Annotated in this window: 19 protein-coding genes and 1 riboswitch; of the genes, 9 read left to right on the forward strand and 10 right to left on the reverse strand. The window is 70.7% G+C overall.

Going from position 1 to position 21,608, the window contains the following annotated elements; all coding sequences use genetic code 11:
* The first annotated feature begins 28 nt into the window (after window positions 1-28).
* Window positions 29-694: a response regulator gene (locus ACIA8X_RS09915; protein ID WP_393445179.1), complete on the forward strand. Its 666-nt coding sequence runs from the start codon at window positions 29-31 to the stop codon at window positions 692-694.
* Window positions 691-1,806, forward strand: coding sequence for a sensor histidine kinase (locus tag ACIA8X_RS09920; protein ID WP_393445182.1), 1,116 nt, complete (start codon window positions 691-693; stop codon window positions 1,804-1,806). Before ACIA8X_RS09915 ends, ACIA8X_RS09920 begins: the two co-directional genes overlap by 4 nt.
* A gap of 23 nt (window positions 1,807-1,829) precedes the next feature.
* Here the strand turns inward: ACIA8X_RS09920 and ACIA8X_RS09925 are convergent, their stop codons facing one another.
* From ACIA8X_RS09925 to ACIA8X_RS09960, 8 genes are read right to left on the reverse strand one after another with little or no spacing between them, the layout of a single operon-like run.
* Window positions 1,830-2,189 carry an ArsR/SmtB family transcription factor gene (locus ACIA8X_RS09925; RefSeq protein ID WP_393445185.1) on the reverse strand — a complete coding sequence of 120 codons (360 nt, stop codon included), beginning with the start codon at window positions 2,187-2,189 and terminating at the stop codon, window positions 1,830-1,832.
* 28 nt (window positions 2,190-2,217) lie between these two features.
* Window positions 2,218-2,961, reverse strand: a complete 744-nt coding sequence (locus tag ACIA8X_RS09930; RefSeq protein ID WP_393445187.1) for an anti-sigma factor domain-containing protein — start codon at window positions 2,959-2,961, stop codon at window positions 2,218-2,220.
* Window positions 2,958-3,542, reverse strand: a complete 585-nt coding sequence (sigK, locus tag ACIA8X_RS09935; protein ID WP_393445190.1) for an ECF RNA polymerase sigma factor SigK — start codon at window positions 3,540-3,542, stop codon at window positions 2,958-2,960. The genes ACIA8X_RS09930 and sigK overlap by 4 nt, the downstream gene beginning before the upstream one ends.
* Window positions 3,543-3,572: 30 nt before the next feature.
* Entirely contained in the window at window positions 3,573-4,634 is a 1,062-nt protein-coding gene (gene sbnA, locus ACIA8X_RS09940) for a 2,3-diaminopropionate biosynthesis protein SbnA (RefSeq protein ID WP_399458153.1), read from the reverse strand.
* Window positions 4,635-4,677: 43 nt separating this feature from the next.
* Complete coding sequence (gene sbnB, locus ACIA8X_RS09945) at window positions 4,678-5,748, reverse strand: 2,3-diaminopropionate biosynthesis protein SbnB (RefSeq protein ID WP_399458154.1); 1,071 nt, start codon at window positions 5,746-5,748, stop codon at window positions 4,678-4,680.
* The gene (locus ACIA8X_RS09950; RefSeq protein ID WP_399458155.1) at window positions 5,745-6,782 is read right to left on the reverse strand and encodes a TauD/TfdA family dioxygenase; all 1,038 of its coding nucleotides are present in this window, start codon (window positions 6,780-6,782) and stop codon (window positions 5,745-5,747) included. Before ACIA8X_RS09950 ends, sbnB begins: the two co-directional genes overlap by 4 nt.
* A gap of 26 nt (window positions 6,783-6,808) precedes the next feature.
* The gene (locus ACIA8X_RS09955; RefSeq protein WP_399458156.1) at window positions 6,809-9,379 is read right to left on the reverse strand and encodes an amino acid adenylation domain-containing protein; all 2,571 of its coding nucleotides are present in this window, start codon (window positions 9,377-9,379) and stop codon (window positions 6,809-6,811) included.
* Entirely contained in the window at window positions 9,376-11,964 is a 2,589-nt protein-coding gene (locus tag ACIA8X_RS09960; protein WP_393445501.1) for a Pls/PosA family non-ribosomal peptide synthetase, read from the reverse strand. The genes ACIA8X_RS09955 and ACIA8X_RS09960 overlap by 4 nt, the downstream gene beginning before the upstream one ends.
* A 208-nt stretch (window positions 11,965-12,172) precedes the next feature.
* Window positions 12,173-12,359: riboswitch (cobalamin riboswitch) on the forward strand.
* A gap of 29 nt (window positions 12,360-12,388) precedes the next feature.
* Here ACIA8X_RS09960 and ACIA8X_RS09965 point away from each other — a divergent pair.
* From ACIA8X_RS09965 to ACIA8X_RS09995, 7 genes are all read left to right on the forward strand, one after another.
* Window positions 12,389-13,090, forward strand: coding sequence for an energy-coupling factor ABC transporter permease (locus ACIA8X_RS09965; RefSeq protein WP_393445200.1), 702 nt, complete (start codon window positions 12,389-12,391; stop codon window positions 13,088-13,090).
* The gene (locus ACIA8X_RS09970) at window positions 13,087-13,458 is read left to right on the forward strand and encodes an energy-coupling factor ABC transporter substrate-binding protein (RefSeq protein ID WP_393445202.1); all 372 of its coding nucleotides are present in this window, start codon (window positions 13,087-13,089) and stop codon (window positions 13,456-13,458) included. The genes ACIA8X_RS09965 and ACIA8X_RS09970 overlap by 4 nt, the downstream gene beginning before the upstream one ends.
* A gap of 6 nt (window positions 13,459-13,464) precedes the next feature.
* Window positions 13,465-14,214: a cobalt ECF transporter T component CbiQ gene (gene cbiQ, locus ACIA8X_RS09975; RefSeq protein ID WP_393445205.1), complete on the forward strand. Its 750-nt coding sequence runs from the start codon at window positions 13,465-13,467 to the stop codon at window positions 14,212-14,214.
* A complete protein-coding gene (locus tag ACIA8X_RS09980) occupies window positions 14,211-15,050 on the forward strand; it encodes an ATP-binding cassette domain-containing protein (RefSeq protein ID WP_393445208.1) in 840 nt (279 codons plus the stop codon). The genes cbiQ and ACIA8X_RS09980 overlap by 4 nt, the downstream gene beginning before the upstream one ends.
* A 121-nt stretch (window positions 15,051-15,171) precedes the next feature.
* Complete coding sequence (gene rox, locus ACIA8X_RS09985; RefSeq protein WP_399458157.1) at window positions 15,172-16,605, forward strand: rifampin monooxygenase; 1,434 nt, start codon at window positions 15,172-15,174, stop codon at window positions 16,603-16,605.
* 59 nt (window positions 16,606-16,664) lie between these two features.
* The gene (locus tag ACIA8X_RS09990) at window positions 16,665-18,161 is read left to right on the forward strand and encodes an APC family permease (protein WP_399458158.1); all 1,497 of its coding nucleotides are present in this window, start codon (window positions 16,665-16,667) and stop codon (window positions 18,159-18,161) included.
* Window positions 18,162-18,163: 2 nt separating this feature from the next.
* Window positions 18,164-18,580 (forward strand): universal stress protein, encoded by a 417-nt coding sequence (locus tag ACIA8X_RS09995; protein ID WP_393445214.1) that lies wholly within the window; start codon window positions 18,164-18,166, stop codon window positions 18,578-18,580.
* A gap of 37 nt (window positions 18,581-18,617) precedes the next feature.
* Here ACIA8X_RS09995 and ACIA8X_RS10000 read toward each other — a convergent pair whose 3' ends face one another.
* Together ACIA8X_RS10000 and ACIA8X_RS10005 are read right to left on the reverse strand one after the other, a co-directional pair.
* Entirely contained in the window at window positions 18,618-20,411 is a 1,794-nt protein-coding gene (locus ACIA8X_RS10000; RefSeq protein ID WP_393445217.1) for an FAD-binding dehydrogenase, read from the reverse strand.
* A 138-nt stretch (window positions 20,412-20,549) separates the two neighbouring features.
* A complete protein-coding gene (locus tag ACIA8X_RS10005) occupies window positions 20,550-21,578 on the reverse strand; it encodes a hemin ABC transporter substrate-binding protein (protein WP_393445220.1) in 1,029 nt (342 codons plus the stop codon).
* Window positions 21,579-21,608: the final 30 nt, after the last annotated feature.

Here is a 21,608-nt window from a genome sequence, read left to right on the forward strand (position 1 = left end):
CGTTGGTCCGACGACGGGTGGAGCACAGGTGATCCGGGTACTGGTGGTCGACGACGAGGCCCTGATCCGTACGGGCTTCCAGCACATTCTGAACAGCGCGGACGACATCGAGGTCGTGGCGGCCGTGCCCGGCGGACAGGCCGTGCGCGCGGCACGGCAGTCACGTCCGGATGTGGTGCTGCTCGACATCCGCATGCCGGACGTGGACGGGCTCACCGTCCTGGCCGATCTGCTTCGGCTGCCGGATCCACCGGTGGTGGCCATGCTCACGACGTTCGACATGGACGAGTACGTGGCGGCGGCGCTGCGTTCGGGGGCCGCCGGCTTCCTGCTCAAGGACACCGATCCCCGGCAGCTGCCGTATTTGGTGCGCACCCTGGCCGACGGCGGTGTCGTGCTGTCGTCCACGGTCACCCGCACCGTCGTGGACGGCTATCTGGACCACAGCCAGGAGGAACCCGCCGTCCGCGCCGTCGCCCGGCTGACCGAGCGCGAGCGCGCCGTCCTCGTCCTCATCGCCGAGGGACTGTCCAATACCGACATCGGCCGGCGGATGCACCTGAGCACGGGCACGGTCAAGGATCACGTGAGCACCGTCCTCGGCAAGCTGGAGGTGGGCAGCCGGGTCCAGGCCGCCCTGCTCGCCGAGCGCGCGGGTCTGCTCAGGCAGCCGGGACACCGGGAGGGCGGATGAGACCACGCCGCCCGCCCCCTGTGCTGTTCGACCTCGCGCTGGTCGGAGTGTCGCTGCTGGACGTCTGGGTCAATGTGGACGGCGACGAGCGGCCGCCCCTGGCCTGTGCCCTGGTCGGCGCCTTCGTCCTCCTGCTGCGCCGCCGGCTGCCGCTGACGACCTTTGTCCTCACCCTGCCCAGCGTCCTGGTCACCGACGCGGTGTTCGCCACCCTGGCCGCGCTGTACACGCTGGCCTCCCTGACCCGCCACCGCGTCCTGCTCGGTGTCTGCGCCGCCACCTTCGCCGTCTGCAACATCACCGTCTGGTCGTGGCCGTCACCGGAGTTCGCCGATCTCCCGGACACCTCTTCCACCCTCATCGCCGTCAGCTACAGCCTTGCGGAAGCGGTCGCACCCGTCTTCCTGGGCCAGCTCGCCCAGGCCCGACGTGAACTGTCGCTGCGGCTGGCCGAGATCTCCAAGGGGCGCGAGCGTGAGCAGCAGCTGATCACGCAGTCGGTACTGGCCAAGGAACGCGCACAGCTCGCCCGGGAGATGCACGACGTGGTCTCCCACCAGGTCAGCCTGATCGCCGTGCAGGCCGGGGCCCTGCAGATGCGCAGCCATGACGCGGAGGTCACTGAGACGGCGTCCGCGATCCGGCGGCTCAGTGTGCACACGCTCGAAGAGCTGCGGCACATGGTGGGCGTGCTGCGCGCCTCAGGGAGCCGCCCGACGGAGCTGACCCCTCAGCCGTCCCTTGCCGATCTGCGACGGCTGGTGGTCGGCAGCGACCTCGACGCCACGCTCGACACCGACCTGCCCGACGGCCTGGCGCCACCTCTCCAGCGCGCCGTCTACCGCACGGTGCAGGAGGCGCTGACAAACGTGCGCAAACACGCACCAGGGGCCCGGACGACGATCCGCGTCCAGCACGAGGACGGCACCGTGCACGCCACCGTCACCAACACCGCTCCCACCCGGCCCCCGCTCCCCCTGCCCGGCTCCCGCCACGGCCTGGTCGGACTGCGCCAGCGCGCCGAACTCCTCGGCGGCACCATCACCTCCGGACCCACGGCCGACGGCGGCTACGAAGTCCACCTCGAACTCCCGGTCGACGGCGCGTCCTGACCGGTGACACCCCATACGACGCCTCAGTCGTGCGGTGCCTGCCCACTCACCCGGTGGTCCGCGTGGCTCAGCGCTTCCACGACCAGGCGCCGCAGATGCCCGTCGCTGAGGCGGTAGTAGATGTGCCGTCCCTCGCGACGGGTGTCCACGAGCCCGGCGAGCCGCAGCTTCGCCAGATGCTGACTGACCGCGGTGCGAGACGCGTCGCACCGCTCGGCGAGCGAACCGACGTCCGCCTCGTCCTGCGCGAGCAGCCACAACAGATGCAGCCGGGTGACGTCCGAGAGCATCGCGAACACCCCGGTCGCCTCGGCGAGCCGCGCGCTGTCCGGGGCACGCAGATGCGCACCGACTGCAGGTGACACGGCATGACGCTCAGGCATGAGGTCAGCCTAGGCCCACCGGGGCACGTCAGGAGGTGGGGAGGGGCCAGGTGGCGAGGGGGTCGGAGGTGGGTTTGACGGAGCCCGCGCTCGGTTCGACGGTGATGGCGAGCGCGGCGGCGGCGTCCGGCGGGGGCAGGGCCACGGCCTGGCGGCCTGCTTGGGCGGGGAGGAGCCCGGCGGAGCGGACCTCGTCCCCGGGGTCGGCCCACCACAACTGGTAGATCTTGTCCGAGGGCAGGGCGGCCAGGTCCTCGCAGAAGTAGATGGCCTGGTTCAGCCCGCGTGAGACCGCGAGGGTGCCGGAACCGCCGTATTCCACGTGTTTCTTGACGAACGTGGTGTCGGGGGCCGCGAGGAGCCGGGCGAGGTCCGCGGAGTGGCTCTCCGCCTCCTGGCGTGCCTCCCGCGCCTCCTGGTGCTGCCAGACCGCCAGTCCGCCGAGCGCGGCGGCCGCGGCCACACTGGCGGCCAGCGCGAGATGCAGCAGAGGCGGCGTCCGTCGGCCGCGGCGCCCATCCGTATGACCGGGGAGCGTGGCCGGAAGCTGGGGGGTCCGGGCCGCCTCGGCGAGGACACGTTCCTTCAGACGCGGCGGCGGAGTGCGGGCTGCCGCAAGGGCGAGCCAGGCCGCGGCCTCCTGCTGGCGGGCGGTCTCGTGGGCGCAGTCGGGGCAGTCGGCGATGTGTCGCCGGAACGCCTCCCGATCCTCACGGGTGAGGGCGTCCGCCGAGTAGGCCCCCGCGAGGTCGTGTGGGTCTGCTGTGTTCACGGCGGAGCTCCCAGGCAATGCCGCAGGTGGGTGAGTGCCCTGCGCAGACGGCTCTTGACGGTGCCGAGCGGCAGGGACAGCGCCGCTGCGATCTCCGTATGGGTCAGGCCCTGGTAGTAGGCGAGCACGACCGGTTGCCGTAGCTCGGCGTTGAGGTCCTTCAGGCACGAGCGGACCTCTTCGCGTTCCCCGAGCGCCTCCACCGTCTCCACGACCTCGTCGAAGGCGAGAGCCGACTCGTGCTCGGAGACGGCACGCTCACGTTCGGCGGACCTGCTCAGAGTGCGTACGCTGTCCACCGCTCGATGGTGAGCGATGGTCATCATCCAGGTCAGGGCGTGCCCGATCTCGGGCCGGTAGCGGGGGGCACTCTGCCAGACCTCGAGCATCACCTCCTGGGTGACCTCCTCGGCGCGCGCGGGGTCCCGCAGCACCCGGCACGCGATTCCGTAGATCGGACCGGCGACCGCGTCGTACAAACGGTCGAAGGCGTCCTGGCTGCCGGCAGCGACGGACACCAACAGTCGATCGGTCTCGGATGTACCGATGTGCCGGGCCCCAGGGCCCTGCGGCTTCGCCACACCCTCTCCCTGTGTGTCTGCCCCGAGTCATCATGCTGGGTTCACCCACCCATCTCCAGTGTCCGGGGCCCAGCCGTCGTCCGCATCCCGCAGCGCTGTGGAACGGGCGGCCCGCGAGCCGACGGCGGCCATGCCGCCGGGGCGGAGCACGTTCTCGCCGTAGAGGCCCTGGACCCAGTTGGCCTGGTAGACGGTCTCCAGGTAGCGCTCGCCCAGGTCAGGGGCGATGGCCACCGCGGTGAGGTCGTCCGAGTCGTGCGCGGCCAGCCAGCGCGCCGCGCCGCTGACGACGGTGCCGGTGGAGCCGCCGAAGAGGAAGCCACGTCGGGCGAGGCGGTGGCAGGCGCGGATGGTGTCCGCCTCCTCGACGTGCACCGCCTCGTCGATGAAGGAATCGTCGAGCAGTGGCGGGCTGACGCTCATGCCCAGGCCAGGCAGCATGCGGCGTCCTGAGGTACCGCCGAAGGTGACCGAGCCGACGCTGTCCACCGCGACGATGCGGACCGGCCGGTGCCACTGCCGGAAGTAGCGGGCGCAGCCCATGAGGGTCCCGGTGGTGCCGGCCCCGACGAACAACACGTCCAGTGCCGGGAACGAGCGGGCGATCGCCGGTGCCGTCCTGCGGTAGTGCGCTCTCCAGTTGCCCGGGTTGGTGTACTGGCTGAGCCACACGTACCGGTCGTCGAGGCCGGTCAGCGCGCGGATGTAGTCGAGCCGCGCACGGAGGAAGCCGCCGTGGGCGCTCGGCTCGGTGACCACGTGCACCTGGGCGCCCAGGGCCTCCATCACCAACCTGGTCGACAGGTTGCAGCGGGAGTCCGTCACGCACAGGAACCGGTAGCCCTTGCTCGCCGCGATCATGCTGAGTGCCACGCCCATGTTCCCCGACGAGGACTCCAGCAGGACCGACTGCGGGGTCAGGACGCCCACCAGCTCGGCGGCCTCCACCATCTCGGTCGCGGGCTTCAGCTTGATCGAGCCGGCGAAGTTGAAGCCCTCGCACTTCAGGAAGAGCTTGCGGCCCAGGATCGACTGGAGGTCGACGTAGAGATCCTCCTCGTTGAAGGTGTAGGGAGCGGATATGACTGACACGATGGCCTCCGCGGATAGGAGAAGCGGCCGGGCCGGATGGTGTTCACCCGTACCTGCGCAACTCATGGAAGAAGCCGTCGACGACGTGCAGCTCTCCGGAGCCGGCCACCTCGTCGTAGACGTATTTGCCGAGGGCCAGATCGAGCACCCCCAGGCCGAAGGGCGAGAACACGACCGTCCGGTCCGCCGAGGGCGTCACGCTTCCGGCCATCACCTCCGCCAGCGTCCCGGTCAGGAACTCGCGGTTGCCCGTGAGCCGTTCGGCCAGGTGAACCGAGGTGTCCGCCCGCAGACAGTGCTCGACGTCGTCGACGATGTTGTCCGAGGCGAGCACGATCTCCGGAGCCAGGTCGCGCAGCGACACATGCAGCACGAGCGGACGGTGTGCGAACCACGACGGATCGTAGACGTGCGGCCGGCCGGCGACCGTGGCGAAGACGACCAGGTCGCACCGGCGGATCAGCTGCTCGGGGCTGTCGTGCACGACGATCCAGCCGGTGGCGCCGGACTGCTCCAGGTAGCAGCGGAAACCGGCCGCGCTGTCGGCGGACACGTCGTGCACGTCGATGGCGTCGAACGACCAGCCGGTACCGGCCAGGAAGGTGTGGATGTAGCGGGCGATCAGGCCCGTCCCGATGAAGCCGACGCGCGTCGGGCGCTGCCGGCCTCGGCTGAGCCGGTCCGCCGCAAGTGCCGCCGAGGCGGCCGTCCTGGTGGCGCTGATGATCGAGGCTTCCATGCAGGCGAACGGGTAGCCGGAGCGGCGGTCGTTGAGGATGAGCACCGCCGAGGCCCTCGGGATCCCGGCCGCCACGTTCTGCGGGAAGCTGGAGATCCACTTCAGCCCGTCCACCCCGGCCTCCCCGCCGATCGAGGCGGGCAGGGCGATGATCCGGGAAGACGGGCGGTCGGGGAAGCGCAGGAAGTAGGACGGGGGGTTCACCGACTCGCCGGCACTGTGCAGCCGGTAGGTCTCCTCGACCAACTCCACGATCTGCTTCTCGCGCCCCTGCAGCGCCTGCTGGACCTGGTCGCCGGACACGACCGCGAACGGCGGCACGGTGACCGGCCCGGACGGTGCGGACTCCCAGGGGGTGGAAGGGGTGACGGTCATTCGGTGATCACCTCCACGGTCGGCGAGCAGTCGGCCAGGCGCACCGAGTCCGTCATCGCGACGAGCACCTCGCGCGGCCCCTCGTACGGCTCCCTGCTGTGCGCGGTGCGGACGTTGTCGACGAGCATCAGGTCGCCGGCCTGCCACGGCTCGCGCACGGTGTGGGACTGGTAGACCTCGTTCAGCAGCCGCACGGTGTCCTCGCCGATCGGCGCGCCGTCCCCGTAACGGGTGTTGAACGGCAGGCCGTCGGCGCCGTAGAGGTCCACCAGGTACTCGCGTATCTCGGGGTCCAACGTCCACTCGTTGAGGAACGCGATCTGGTTGAACCAGCAGCGCCGGCCCGTGACGGGGTGCCGGACGACGGCGCTGCGGCGCTGCCAGGTCCGCAGTCCGCCGTCGGGCTGCCACTCGAAGGCGATGGCGGCCGCGCGGCAGTAGCTCTCGATCGCGCCGCGGTCCTCGGTGCCGAAGGCATCGGCGAAGGATGCCCCGATCTCGTCGTTGTAGGTGCGGGTGAGCAGCCAGCCCTCCCTCAGGAACCGCGCCACGAGATCGGTGGGCAGCGCGCTCAGTACGGTGGGTGCGTCGGCCAGCGCGGTCGCCCCGCCGTCGGCGGGGGCGCCCAGGCAGGCGAACAGCATCAGGCCGGGGAACTCCAGGGTGTAACTGAGTTCGTGGTGCATGCACATCGGCTGGTTCGGCGGCCACTTCGACGAGGAGTACACGCCGTCGGAGTGGGTCTGCCGGGATGCGAAAGCCTCCTTCTCGGTCATCAGACCGCCGGCCCCGGCCAACTGCTTCAAGACGGCAGCGGTCTCGGCCCGGTCGCGCGGCCCGAGACCGCGGACCAGGACCGAGCCGTGCTCGGCGACCACGGCGCGCAGCGCGCCCCGGTGCTCGGCCGCCCAACGCGCCGCGTCGCCGCTGGAGCCGGTGGAGCCGATGGAGCCGGTGTGCAGGATCGGGGGCTTGCCGGGCTGCAGGTCGACAGCGGGCAGCGTCAGGGGGTACGAGGACGGGGACGACGGCATCTCGGCCATCTCCTTTCGATTGCGGTTCAGGAGGAAGCCGGTGGTCCGGTGGCGTGCAGCACGGGGTGCCGTGGCTCGGCCCTGTGGTCGACCACGCGGGCCAGGTCGGCCAGGACCGGGTGGCGGGTGAGGTCCGCGATGTCCACCGCGCGGTCCAGGGCGATCGCGAGCCGCACCGCCGCGAGGGAGGTGCCGCCGCGGTCGAAGAAGTGGTCGCTGCGGCGCACCCTGTGCTCCGGGATGCCGAGCACCTGGGCCCATGCGGCGGCCAGGCGCCGCTCGGTCGGCGTGCGCGGCGCGTCACGGTCCTCCCCGACGGTGTCGAGCCCATTGCCGTCGGATACGGCGCCGGGGGCCGGGGCGTCGAGCCGTGCGGCGAGCGCGGTCAGCGCCTTCCGGTCGACCTTGCCGTTGGCGGTCACCGGCAGGCTCTCCTGCCAGTGGAACTCGGACGGCACCATGTACGCGGGCAGCGACCGGGCCAGCCGGTCCCTGAGGAAGCCGTCCTCCAGCGGGGCCTGACCGGAGCAGAAGGCCACCAGTCGCCCGCCCTGGCCGGTCCCGTCGACAGCCACCACCGCCCCGTCGCGAACCCCGGGTGCCCGCAGCAAGGCGCTCTCGACCTCGCCGATCTCGATCCGGAAGCCGCGGATCTTGACCTGGGTGTCCTGGCGGCCGAGGAACTCCAGCTTGCCCCCGGGCATCCAGCGGCCGTAGTCGCCGCCCCGGTAGAGCCGTCGGCCCGCGTGGTGCGGATCCGCCATGAAGGCCTGCCGGGTGCGCTCGGGGTCGTTGACGTAGCCGCGGCCGACGCAGATCCCGGAGAAGACGATCGCGCCGGGGGCGCCGAGCGGCACCGGGGAGAGGTACTCGTCGACGACGTAGACGTGCACGTTGCCGATGGGGGCGCCCAGCGGAACGCGTGCGCCGTCCGGCGCCCGGTCCATCACCTCGTGGTTGGTGTCGTCCGAGGTCTCCGTCAGCCCGTACGCGTTGACCAGCCTGATACCGGGCTGGGCCGCGAACCAGCGCTCCACGAGCTCCTTCTTCAGCGCCTCACCCGTGACCGAAACGCATCGCAGGTCCGGCAGCGCGCGCGGGTGCCGCTCCAGGTAGGACACGACGGCGTCGAGGTACGACGGCACGACCTGGAGCACGTTCACCTCGCCGCGGGCGATCGTGTCGACGAACAGCGGGACGTCCAGGATCGCGTCCTGTTCGACGAGCAGGGTCCGCCCGCCGGTCAGGAGCGCGGAGGCCAGTTGCCACAGCGAGATGTCGAAGCACTGGGGCGCGGTCTGGGCGACCACCTGCCCCTCGCCGATGCCCAGGTCGTCGATCTTGGCGTGGAGGTGGTTGAGCATGCCCGCGTGCTCGCACATGGCTCCCTTGGGCTCGCCGGTGGAGCCGGACGTGAAGTAGATGTAGGCGAGCTGATCCGGTGCGACGCCGACGCCGAGGTCGGAGTCCGGGTGGCCCTCGGCGTAGGCCGCGTCGACGGAGAGCGCCCGGACCGCGGGCAGCGCGTCGAGGGCCCGGTCGAGCATCGCCGTACTGCCCGGCTCGGTCAGCACGAGCCCGCATTCGGCACGGGAGAGCATGGTCGCGATGCGGTCGGCCGGGAAGTGCGGTTCGACGGGCAGGTACACCCCGCCGGCCTTGAAGACGGCGAGGACGGCGGCGGCCCAGTCCAGGTTCCGCTCGGTCACCACCGCGACGACGCCTTCGCGGCCGAGCCCCCGCGCGAGCAGGGCCCGCGCCAGCCGGTTGGCCCGCGCGTTGAGTTCCCGGTAGGTCCACCGCCGGTCGCCGCGTACGGCCGCCACGGTGTCCGGGTGTGCCCTGACGCGCTGTTCGAACAGCTCGTGGAAGCGGTGGTCGGGCAGCTCCCGGCGGGGTCCGGCGAGTCCTTCGAGCTGGAAGTGGCGCTCCTCGGCGGAGAGCAGGCTCTGTCGGCCGTGCGCGGCGTCCGGATCGGCGGCGATCAGCGTGAGCGCGGTGAGGTGGTAGCCCACGATCCTGGCGGCGCTGTCCGCGTCGAGCGCGTCGGTCCGGTACCGCAGCCGCAGCGTGCGCGGATCGCCGGGTCGTGGGATCTCCAGCCGCAGCACGGTGTTCTCGGCGAGTTCGGCGAGTTCGCCGCCGTCGCCGATCGGATCGAACACGGCCTCGGACGACGGTCCGGGCAGGCCCAGCTCACGTCGGAGACCGTCGACGGGGAAGTCCTTGTGCAGCAGCAGTTCCGATTCGGCCCGGTGGGTGTGGAGCACCAGCGTCCGCCACGAATCGGGTTCAGAGGTCAGCCGGCAGGGCAGCGGCGGCCCGGCCGGTACGGCGACGTAACCGGTCGTGACCTCGTGCTCGCCGGACAGGGCGGCGAGCACCTTGGCGTGCGCGGCCAGCAGCACCGAGCGCAGGGGTACCGCCAGCTCGTCCGCCAGGCGGCGCAGCGCGTCCACCAGATCCTCGGCAAGCGTCGCCTCGTGCTCGGCGGTGCGGGTCACCGGGTCGAGGGTCCACCGAGGGACCGTGGTGACTCCACCGGCGGTGAGTACGCCTCGCCAGAACTCCCGGCCTGCCGCGTCAGGCGTGGTCATGGCAGCCATGGGACCTGCCTCCCCTCGTCCTCGCTGTGCGAGCAGAGATCCTCGCTGTGCGAGGTGATCGGCCTCGCCGGATTCCCGCCCCACCACGCCTGCTGCGGGACCATCTCGCCCTTCATCAGGAAGGAGTCGGCGTCGAGCACCGCACCGTCGCCCACGGTCACGCCGTAGTGGAGGAAAGCGCCGACCCCGAGCGTGCAGTCGGAGCCGATCGTGATCCGGTCGGACTTGAAGGCTCCGTCCTCCTGCGAGTGGCACTGGATCACGCTTCCCGCGTTGAGCGTGCAGCGGTCCCCGATGGCGGCCATGGCCCGTTCCGTCAGGAAGCAGCCGTCGTCGAACACCATGCGGCCGATCCGCACCCCCAGCAGCCGCCAGATCACGTTCTTGAACGGGGTGCCGTTGAAGATCTTCGGGTACGTCTCCGACGGCACCTTCCAGTAGCGCTCATGCCGCCAGAAGCCCGGGGTGTAGATCGAGCAGAGCATCGGCCTGAGGGGATGGATCAGTGTGATGACGCGTTCGATCAGCACGAAGTACACGACGGTGAACAGCACGACAAGGAGGTCGGCCAGCACGATCCCCGACACACCGAGCGGCCCGTACAGCTCCGCGGCCGCTGAGACGAGCAGGGCGAGAGCGAAGGCGTAGATCCAGCGCGTCAGCAGGTACCACCCCATGGTGCCGGCGTTGTGCCTGTTCTTGGCGGGGAGGGCCCGCCGCAGCTGCTCACGGCTCTTGAGCCGGTCGAACCGGCTGTCCCGCAGGACCGAGCGGGGAATCTCGAAGCTGGGCGACCCCAGCAGCCCGACGCCTTCGCGGACCTCCCCGTCGACCGGCACCATGACCTTCGTCGCGAGGAGGCAGTCGTCGCCGGTCCTGCCCCGCGTGGGGTACGCGATCCTGTTCCCGAGGAAGTTGCGCGGCCCGATCGACACCCGGGACACGCGGAACGCGGTACTGGAGAAGTCGGCATTCATGATCGACAGGCCGTCCGCGACCATCGTCCCGCGTCCGACGGTGCTCAGATACGGCGTCTCGTGTTTCATCACGGTGCCGAAGTTCGACCCGGTCTGCTGGACGCGGGAGAGGTCGTACCCGAGGCCACGCAGGTAGTGGACGATGGCGGAGCTGTCACCGAACAGGCGCTTCAGCGCCTTCCAGTTGGTGAGGAGGGCGATCGTCCGGTGCACTCCGAAGTGGAAGCCGTACAGGCAGTAGGTCCTGCCCGGCGTGATGGTCAGGCCGAGCAGGCGGGGAACGGTGGCCAGGAAGAGGAGACCGGCGGGAATGGCGCCGAAGACGAGCACGAAGGACATCGCCAGGACCTCGACGTAGTACATCCCGTCGGTGAAGACCGCGGGTCCCGGCGCCAGAGCCGTGCTGAGCTGCGGGACCGCGACGAGCAGCGCGGCCACGCCGCCGACCGCGAGCGGCACGTACACGACCAGCGCGACCAGCAGTTGCAGAACGCTGTGGACCGCCCTGCGCACCGCACCGCAGCGGGCCTCGCCCACCACCTGGTAGTCCACGTCGGTCGGCTGCGCCGGGGAACCGTGCCAGTGCTCGCCGTCGGGTACCGCCTGCCCGCGGTGCAGAGCGGAGGCATGGCCGAGCTGGGCGCCGTCGCCCATCGACGTGTCGATGTCGAGCACCGTGGCCTCGCTGACCAGCACGTTCCTGCCGAGGGTGACCGGGCCCGTCTGGATCACTCCGGCGTGGGCCCGGTAGCAGGCGATGAGCGAGTCCTTGCGGATGACCGTGCCGGCGCCGATGGTGAGCAGGTCCGTGCACACGGGCACGCTCCGGGAGAGGACCAGGGCGCCGGGCCCGACCTTCGCGCCCAGGGCCCTGAGGTAGAGCAGATAGAGCGGCGAGCCACTGAACAGCGCCAGTGGATCCGACCGGACCATCGTCTTGACGATCCAGAAGCGGACGTACGCGAGGCTCCAGACCGGGATCTGCTGAGCCTTCCACCGGCCGACGAGCGTCCACTTCACAAGGATGGGAAGGACACACAGGACCAGGAAGGCCGCACCGCCGAACAGGGCCGACCGCAGGTACACGTCGAGCACACCTGATCCGGCGGAGATCCACTCGTAGCCTCGGGCGGTGCCGAAGGCGAGGACGTAGGTGTACCCCAGGAAGGCCAGGAACTGCAGCGCGCCGCACAGGAGGTACTGCCACCTGCCCGCCGGAGGCCGGGCCGGCACCGCAGCCGGGGCCGACGACTCCGGTTCCCGGACCACAGCCGACGGCTGCGTCCGGGGCATGGGCGGGGCTTCCGCGAGTGCCGTCGACAGGCTCCTGATCGTGGGGTGCCGATAGACGTCCTTCATCGACACCGACGGCAGGTCCGCACGTTTTCTGACGCGTGCGCAGAAGTGCGCCATCACCAGCGAGTCGGCGCCCAGGTCGGTGAAGAAGTTTCCGTCGACCGACACCCGCTCGGTCCGCACGACTGCGGCCAGCACGTCGGCGAGGGCTCTCTCGATCACGTCCGGTTCGCCGTGCCCGTTCGATAGGGCTGCGGCTTCCTCCGGAGCGAAAGGCAACGTTTCCACGGACTTGTTGGCCATCCCGTGGCCAGAACCACTCATGCTCTTGATTCGGCACCGAGAGGCGGACAGATCTCCACAATCGGAACTTCTTGCACACCTTCCTCCATCGGTGACCCAGTGCGCACATACAGTTGCGGTCGGAGGGCCGGGCTTGAGCCCGTCTTGGAGCGGGCGAACGACACTTTCACGCCCCCGAGGCGCGCTTGTCAGCCACCCTGTGCGGGCACTACTGTCACCACGCCTTGGTGAACGGGAAATCCGGTGTGATGCCGGTGCGGCCCTCGCCACTGTGAATCGGGAAGTCCGGCTCCAGCCCTCACGGGCAGCCACTGGGTCCTTCGGGACCCGGGAAGGCGGAGCACGGGCGGTGCTACCCGTCAGCCAGGAGACCGGCCAAGGCGCGTCAACCATCCACGAGGTGCTGGAGAGGGTCTGCCAAGCCATGCACATAGCCGAGGGTTTTCTTCCTCCGGCGCACGCGGTCGCCTGGGGCGTCGCGTCCGCTCCCTTCGTCGTCCACGGAGTCCGGTCACTCACCCGCGAGGTCAGGGAGCACCCCGAGAGCACCTTGCTCCTCGGCGCCTCCGGGGCCTTCACCTTCGTCCTGTCCGCGCTGAAGCTGCCCTCCGTGACCGGCAGCTGCTCGCACCCCACCGGCACCGGCCTGGGCGCCATCCTGTTCCGGCCACCGATCATGGCGGTCCTGGGCACCATCACCCTGCTCTTCCAGGCACTGCTGCTCGCCCACGGTGGCCTGACCACACTCGGCGCCAACGTCTTCTCGATGGCGATCGTCGGCCCCTGGGCCGGATACGCGATCTACAAACTGCTACGGCGCTACGACGTGCCGCTGATGGTCGCCGTCTTCTTCGGCGCGTTCGTCGCCGACCTGTCCACCTACTGCGTCACCAGCGTCCAGCTGGCCCTCGCCTTCCCCGACCCGAGCAGCGGATTCCTGGGCGCGCTCGGCAAGTTCGGCTCCATCTTCGCCGTCACCCAGATCCCCCTCGCGGTCAGCGAAGGCCTGCTCACCGTGCTCGTGATGCGGCTGCTGGTGCAGTCCAGCAAGGGCGAACTGACCCGGCTGGGCGTGCTCCTCACCAAGAAGCAGTCCGCGACCGAGACCGAGGCGGTGGCCCGATGAGCAAGAACACCAAGATCAACGTCCTGCTTCTGCTGGTCGTGGCCGCTCTCGCCGTGCTGCCGCTCGCGCTCGGCCTCGGGGACCACAAGGAGGAGCCGTTCACGGGCGCCGACGGTGAGGCGGAGACGGCGATCACCGAGATCAAGCCGGACTACGAGCCCTGGTTCTCGCCGCTGTACGAGCCGCCGTCCGGTGAGATCGAGTCGGCCCTGTTCTCCCTCCAGGCGGCGCTCGGTGCCGGTGTCCTCGCCTACTACTTCGGCCTGCACCGGGGACGGCGGCAGGGTGAGCTGCGGGCACTGGCCCAGCAGGACACCGAGGGCACGGCAGGTGGCGCCGCCAAGGAGTCCACGGCCGAAAGGGCCTGATCCCTCGTGCTGCCGATCGACGCGGCGGCGCACAGCAGTCGCTGGCGCCGCCGTCACCCCGTGGACAAGGCCGTGCTCGGGCTCGGCCTCACCGTGCTCGCCATCTCGCTGCCGCCGTGGCCAGGTGCCGCATTGGTCCTGGTCACCGCCCTCGCGGTCCTGCTGGGACCGGCGGGCGTGCCCGCGCGGCGGCTGTGGCGTGCGTACCGCGTGCCGTTGGGCTTCTGTGTGACCGGCGCGCTCACGCTGCTCGTCCAGGTCGGCGGGCCCGAGGGGTTCGTGTCCCTCGCCGACGACGGTGGGCTGCGCGCCGGGGAGCTGATGCTGCGCACCTCGGCCGCGTCTCTCGGGGTGCTGCTGTTCGCCTTCACCACCCCGATGTCCGACCTGCTGCCCCGCCTGGTCAGGGCCGGGGTGCCGGCACCCGTCGTGGACGTCGCCCTGGTGACGTACCGCATGAGCTTTCTGCTGCTGGACTCCGTGCGCCGTATCCGGGAGGCCCAGGCCGCCCGGCTCGGGCACACCAACCGGGCCGCGGAGTGGCGTTCGCTGTCCGGGCTCGGCGCCACCGCCTTCGTGCGGGCCTTCGACCGGGCCACCCGGCTGCAGGCCGGTCTCGCCGGGCGCGGCTACGACGGCACCCTGCGCGTCCTGGTGCCCGAGGCCCGCGTCTCCGTCCGCTTCACGGCCGCGAGTTGCGCCCTCCTCGCAGCGCTGGCCGCCCTCACCCTCGTACTGGAAAGGGCACTGCCATGAGCGAGCCCACCGCACTGGTCGCCCTGTGGGGCGCGTCCTACGCCTACGAGGACGGCCCCCTCGTCCTCAGCGACCTCGACTTCGACGTACGCGAGGGGCGGGCGCTTGCGCTGCTCGGCCGCAACGGCACCGGCAAGACCACGCTGATGCGGCTGCTCAGCGGAGGGCTCAGGCCGCAGGACGGCCGGCTGACGGTGGAGGGTGCGCCGGTCACGTACGACCGCAAGGGGCTGACCCGGCTGCGGACCACCGTGCAGCTGGTGGTGCAGGACCCCGACGACCAGCTCTTCGCCGCGTCCGTCGGCCAGGACGTCTCCTTCGGCCCGCTGAACCTCGGCCTGTCCGACACCGAGGTACGGGCGCGGGTCGACGAGGCCCTCGCCGCACTGGACATCACGCCGCTGACCGACCGGCCCACGCACCTGCTGTCGTACGGCCAGCGCAAGCGCACGGCCATCGCCGGCGCCGTCGCCATGCGGCCCCGCGTGCTGATCCTGGACGAGCCGACCGCCGGGCTCGACCCCGACGGCCAGGAACGCCTGCTCGCCACCCTCGACGGGCTGCGCGCGTCCGGCACCACGGTGGTGATGGCCACCCACGACGTGGACCTGGCCCTGCGCTGGGCCGACGAGGCGGCGCTCCTCACGCCGTCCGGTGTACGCACCGGCCCCGCGGTCGAGATGCTGTCCCGCACCGAACTCCTGCGGCAGGCGGGGCTGCGGTTGCCCTGGGGCATCGCGGCCGCCCAACTGCTGCGCGCACAAGGGCTGTTGGACGACACCGCACCCGGTCCGCGTAACGCGGAGGAACTGTCGGCGCTGGCCGCGAAAAAGTAGGGCGAAAAAAATAGGGCAAGGAGGTCAGCCCCTTGCCACTCTCAACGTATAGCGCACCGGGGGCCTTGCGGCAAGGCCCCCCTCGTCCCGCAGAATCTCCAGCCGTGGACAGGGGGTTCTGATGATCGACGTGATCGTTGCCGGTGGCGGACCGACCGGACTGATGCTGGCGTGTGAGCTGCGGCTGCACGGCGTGCGGGTGGTCGTACTGGAGAAGGACGCGGAGCCGACCAAGGTGGTCCGCGCGCTCGGCCTGCATGTGCGCAGCATCGAGGTGATGGAGCAACGCGGTCTGCTGGATCGGATTCTCGCTCAGGGGCAGCAGTTCTCGGTCGGCGGTTTCTTCGCCGGCATCGACAAGGGGTGGCCGGACGGGCTGGACACCGCGCACTCGTACGTCCTGGGCATCCCGCAGCCCGTCGTCGATCGTCTCCTCGCGGAGCGCGCCACCGAGCTCGGCGCCGACGTCCGGCGCGGCTGCGAGCTGGTCGGGCTCAGCCAGGACGACGACGGGGTGACCGCCGAACTGGCCGACGGCACGCACCTGCGCTCGCGCTATCTCGTCGGCTGCGACGGCGGCCGCAGCAGGGTGCGGAAACTGCTCGGCGTCGGCTTCCCCGGCGAGCCCAGCAGGGTCGAGACGCTGCTGGGCGAGGTGGAGGTGGCCGAGGCGCCGGAGACGGTGGCCGCCGTGGTGGCCGAAGTCCGCCGGACCCAGAAGCGGTTCGGCGTCGTGCCCTTCGGGGAGGGGGTGTTCCGCGTCGTCGTGCCCGCGGAGGGGGTGGCCGAGGACCGCACGGTCCCGCCGACCCTGGAGGAGCTGAAGCAACAGCTGCGACGGGTCGCCGGCACCGACTTCGGCGTGCACTCGCCGCGCTGGCTGTCCCGCTTCGGCGACGCCACCCGGCAGGCCGAGCGCTACCGGACCGGCCGCGTGCTGCTGGCCGGCGACGCGGCGCACATCCATCCGCCCACCGGTGGGCAGGGCCTCAACCTCGGTCTCCAGGACGCGTTCAACCTCGGGTGGAAACTGGCCGCCGAGGTGAACGGCTGGGCATCGGAGGGGCTCCTCGACAGCTACCACGCCGAACGGCACCCGGTGGCCGCCGACGTACTCGACAACACCCGGGCGCAGATTCAGCTGATGTCGACCGAGCCGGGCCCCCAGTCCGTGCGCCGGCTGGTGTCGGAGCTGATGGACTTCGACGAGGTGAACCGGTATCTGATCGAGAAGATCACCGCGATCGGGGTCCGCTACGACTTCGGCGCGGGGCATGAACTGCTCGGCCGGCGGCTGCGGGACGTGGAGCTCAAGCGCGGGCGCCTCTACGACCTGATGCACGGCGGGCGCGGACTGCTGCTCGACCAGACCGGCGGGCTCTCGGTGGCGGGCTGGGCGGACCGGGTCGACCACGTCGTCGACGTCAGCGAGGAGCTGGACGTGCCCGCGGTGCTGCTGCGGCCGGACGGCCACGTGGCGTGGGTCGGTGAGGACCAGGAGGGCCTGCTCGGCCGACTGTCCGAGTGGTTCGGCGCCGCGGCCGACCGCCAATGACCCGACAGCCACCGCCGCTCCCTGTTTGATGAGGTCACCCACGACCGAAGCGAGGGAGCATGGCCGACCGCACCACGGACAGCCAGCCGCCCGAGGGGCTGAAGGCCAATGCGATCGGGTTCGTCGACGCGCTCGTCATCGGGCTGAACGCCACCTCGCCCGCGTACTCGCTGGCGGCGGCGATCGGCCCGGTCGTGGCGCTCGTGGGTGTCTACGCCCCCGGCATCATGCTCGCGTCGTTCGTGCCGATGCTGCTGATCGCGTCGGCGTTCTACTACCTCAACAGGGTCGACCAGGACTGCGGGACGACCTTCTCGTGGGTCACCCGGGCGATGGGCCCCTGGTTCGGCTGGCTCGGCGGCTGGGCCATCACGATGACCGGCGTCCTGGTGATCGGATCGCTCGCGGACGTCGCCGTGACGTTCGCCCTGCTGGCCTTCGGTCTCGACAGCTGGGCGGAGAACGAGTTCGTGCGCCAACTGCTCACGGTGCTGCTCATCCTGGTGATGACGGCCGTGTGCGTCATCGGCACGGAGGTGTCGGCCCGGGTGCAGAACGTCCTCATCCTGGCGCAGGTCGCGTGTCTGCTCGCCTTCGCCGTGGTGGCGCTCTACCGGGTGTACGCCGACACCGGCACCCTCGACTCCACCGACCCGTCGCTCAGCTGGCTGGACCCCTTCGGGGCGGGCGGCGCCGGGCTGACCGCGGGCCTGCTGCTGGGGGTGTTCATCTACTGGGGCTGGGAGTCGGCGGTGAACCTCACCGAGGAGGTCGAGGACTCCGCCACCGCCCCCGGCAAGGCGGCCGTATGGTCGACGGTCATCCTGCTGGTGACCTATGTCGCGGTCGCCTACGCGGTCGTGGCCTACGCCGGACCGGCGTTCCTGGCCGAGAACGCCGAGGAGGAGGAGTTCATCTTCGCCCTGCTCGCCGAGGAGGCGATGGGCGGCTGGGACTGGGTGGTGCTGCTGGCGGTCTCGACCTCCGGCCTCGCATCGACACAGACGACGATCATCCCCGCCTCCCGCACGGCCCTGTCCATGGCACGCCGTCACGCGCTGCCGACGCACTTCGCCCACATCCACCCCCGGTTCCGCACCCCCGACGTGAGTACGTGGTGGGTCGCCGGCATCGCCGTCGTCTGGTACCTGGTCGTGCGCCAGATCAGCGAGAACGCCCTCTTCGACTCGCTGACCGCGCTGTCCCTGCTGATCGCGTTCTACTACGCGCTCACGGGCATCGCGTGCGCGATCTACTACCGGCGCCATCTCACCGAGAGCCTGCACCACTTCGTCCTCATCGGCCTCGGCCCGCTGGTCGGCGCCGGACTGCTGATCTGGCTGCTGGTCGAGTCGGTCGGCGACATGTCCGACCCCGCGAACTCCTACAGCGGCGTCTCGTGGTTCGGGCTCGGCCCACCGCTGGTCATCGGCATCGGCATCGCCCTCGCGGGGGTGGTCCTGATGGTCGTGTGGCGCCTGATGGCACCCGTCTTCTGGGCGGAGCGCCCGGAGGTGGCCGACCCCGATCTCGTCCACGGCGACAAGGAGACTTGAGCATGTCGGTCGTTCTCGGATACGACGAGTCCCCGGGCGCGGTGCGTGCACTGCACGTCGCCATCGAGGTGTCGGCGGCGTTCGGCGAGCCGCTCGTTCTGGTCTACGGCGCGGCGGCGCCCGGCGCCCTCGGCGAGGAGTACGCCGCGCACCGCGATGCCGTCCAGGAGGCCGGACGCACCGCCCTCGGTCACGCCGTCGCGGTGGCCGACGAGGCCGGTGTGCGGACCACCGTCGAGGTCATCGACCAGAAGCCGGCGGAGGCGCTGGTCGAGGCCGCGACGCGCCATGCGGCGAGGGTCATCGTGGTCGGCAGCTGGGGCGAGAGCCCGCTGCGCGGGGCCCTGTTGGGCTCCACACCCCACAAACTGCTGCACCTGGCGCGCACTCCGGTGCTGTGCGTGCCCACGGAGCCCTGAGCACGCACAGCACCGGGAAGACGTCGGTCGGGCCCGTTCAGGTCGCCGTCGCCGCTGCAGCCGCCTTACCCGCCGTACGCCCGGAGAAGAGGCAGCCGCCGAGGAAGGTGCCCTCCAGGGAGCGGTAGCCGTGGACGCCGCCACCACCGAAGCCGGCGACCTCGCCTGCCGCGTACAGTCCGGAGATCGGGGTGCCGGAGGCGTTCAGGACGCGGCCGGAGAGGTCGGTCTGGAGGCCGCCGAGCGTCTTGCGGGTGAGGATGTTGAGGCGCACGGCGATGAGGGGGCCGGCGCTCGTGTCCAGGATCTTGTGGATGGCGGCGGTGCGGCTGAGCGTGTCGCCGGGGTAGGCGAGCGCGTTGCGGATGCCCATGACCTGGGCGTCCTTGGTGTAGGGGTTGTCGATCTCGCGGTCGCGGGCCTCGATCTGCCGCTGGAGGGCGGCGAGTTCGATCAGGTTGTCGCCGGTCAGCTTGTTCATGCCGGTGACCAGTTCGGGCAGGGTCTTGGCGACGACGAAGTCCTCGCCCTTCTCCTTGAACCGCTCGATCGGCTCCGGGGTCTGCCAGATGCGGGACAGCAGCATCCAGATGTTCTTCTCGGTGAGGTCCGGGTTCTGCTCCGAGCCGGAGAGCGCGAACTCCTTCGCGATGATCTTCTGGGTGGTGACGAACCAGGAGTAGTCGTAGCCGGTGTCGCTGATCGACTTCAGGGTGTGCAGGGTGTCGTAGCCCGGGATGTCGGGGCTGGAGAAGCGCTTGCCGGTGGCGTCGAACCACATCGAGGACGGGCCGGGCAGGATGCGGATGCCGTGGCCGGGCCAGATGGGGTCGTAGTTCTTCAGGCCCTCGGTGTAGTGCCACATGCGGTCGGGGTTGACGATCCGACCGCCCGCCTTCTCGGTGATCGCCAGCATGCGGCCGTCCACGTGCGCGGGCACGCCGGTGATCATCGACTTGGGCGGAGTGCCCAGCCGGGCGGGCCAGTTGGCGCGTACGAGATCGTGGTTGGCGCCGATGCCGCCCGAGGTGACGACCACCACGGGGGCGTTGAGTTCGAACTCGCCGACCACCGTGCGGGAGCTGGGCTTGCCCCGTGCCGCGCTGCTGGGCTCCAGGACGGCGCCGCGTACACCGGTGACGGCACCGTTCGTGACGATCAACTCGTCCACTCTGTGGCGGAACTTGAAGGTCACGAGGCCGTCCTCCACGCCCGCCCGCACCTTCTTCTCGAACGGCTCGACCACGGCCGGCCCGGTGCCCCAGGTGACGTGGAAGCGCGGCACCGAGTTGCCGTGCCCGTCCGCGAGCCCGCCGCCGCGCTCGGCCCAGCCGACGATCGGGAACCACTGCATCCCGAGCCCGGCCAGCCAGGCCCGCTTCTCCTCGGCGGCGAAGTCGACGTACGCCTCGGCCCACTTGTAGGCCCAGTGGTCCTGGCCGGACGGGTCGGAGATCCCGCGGTCGAAGCCCGCCGTGCCCAGCCAGTCCTGCCAGGCCAGGTCGTGGGTGTCCTTGACGCCCATCAGCCGCTGTTCGTCGGAGTTGACGAAGAACAGGCCGCCGAAGGACCAGAACGCCTGCCCGCCGAGACTGGCCTCCGGCTCCTGGTCCAGGAGGAGCACCTTGCGTCCCGCCGCCGCCAGTTCGGCCGTGGCGACCAGCCCGGCGAGGCCGTGTCCTACGACGATGGCGTCCGCGTCCGACGAGCCGGCCGAGGCCGCGAAGGCCGGGAACGTCGCCTGGGCGAGCGCGGCACCGGCGAGCACTCCGCCGGCGACGGTCAGGGCACGACGGCGGGTGATCGCGGCAGGGGCTGACAGGTTCTCCATGGGCTGCCTTCCGAGGAAGTACGCAGGGGAGGTTCGCAAGGGGCGGGAGACGCACGAGTTGCCGCTGCGAGAGCGGGTGTTACCGACGGTAGCCCAGGGGGTGTCGGGGTCGCCAGATGCTGCAACCGTGAACTTTTCTCACGTTTGGTGGACGCGATCCACCAGGATGTCGATCACCAACGGCGTCCGCGGCCCGTACCCGAGCAGCACCCCGTCCTCCATGTCGACCACCCGGCGGTTCATCCCCGCCGGCGTCTGACCGACTCCGGGAATGTCGACCAGTCCGTCGACACCGCCGACCGACTCCAGCCCCTTGGTCATCATCAGGATCACGTCCGGCTGCGCCCGCACCAGCGCCTCACTGGTGATCGGCGTGAACGGCTTGTCCAGCCCGGCCTCCTTGCCGGCGTCCACCGCCCCGGCGGCCTCGATGAGCGAGTCGGCACCCGAGCCCTTGCCGCCGATCAGATAGACGGCCGCACTGCCGCGCATGTACAGGAAGGCGACCTTGGGCTTGCTGCCCTTGGGCACGGCAGCGCGGGCGGCGGCGAGTTCGTCGTTCATGCGCCGGTTGAGGGCCTTGCCCGCCGCGGGGACGCCGAGCGCCTCGGCGACGCGGGTGGTGCGGGTGGTGACGTCGGCGAGTTCGGTGGCCGGGTCGAGGACGACGACGGGGACGCCCGCGTCGCGGATCTGGTCGATGGCCTCCTGGGGGCCGGTGTCGGTGTCGGCCAGGACGACCGTCGGGCGCAGCGAGAGCACGCTCTCCGCGCTCACGTCGTGCGCCTTGGTGACCTGCGGGAGCTTCTTCGCCTCGGCGAAGGTGGCGGTGATGTCCCGGCCGACGACCCGGTCGCCGAGGCCCAGCGTGAACACGATCTCGGCGACACCGCCGTTGAGCGGCAGGATGCGCGAGGCGTCCTCGACGGTCACCTCGCGCCCGTCCGAGGAGTCGACGGTGACGGGCAACTTCGGGGTGGGCGGCTCGCCTTCGAGCGGCACGAGAGTGTTCTTGGCGAGCTGTTTCTCGGCCGCGGCGGCGCGCTCGCTCGCGGACTTCGCAGCCGGGGCCGAACCGTCCGACGCGCCCCCGCCCCCACCACAGGCGCCCGTGAGCAGCGCGAGCGTCAGACCAAGGACGGCGAGGCGTCTCCGGGATGCGCGCATGGGTTTCCTTTCGTCTCTCCTGGCACACAG

This window comes from Streptomyces sp. NPDC051738 (assembly GCF_044453205.1).
Lineage (GTDB): Bacteria > Actinomycetota > Actinomycetes > Streptomycetales > Streptomycetaceae > Streptomyces.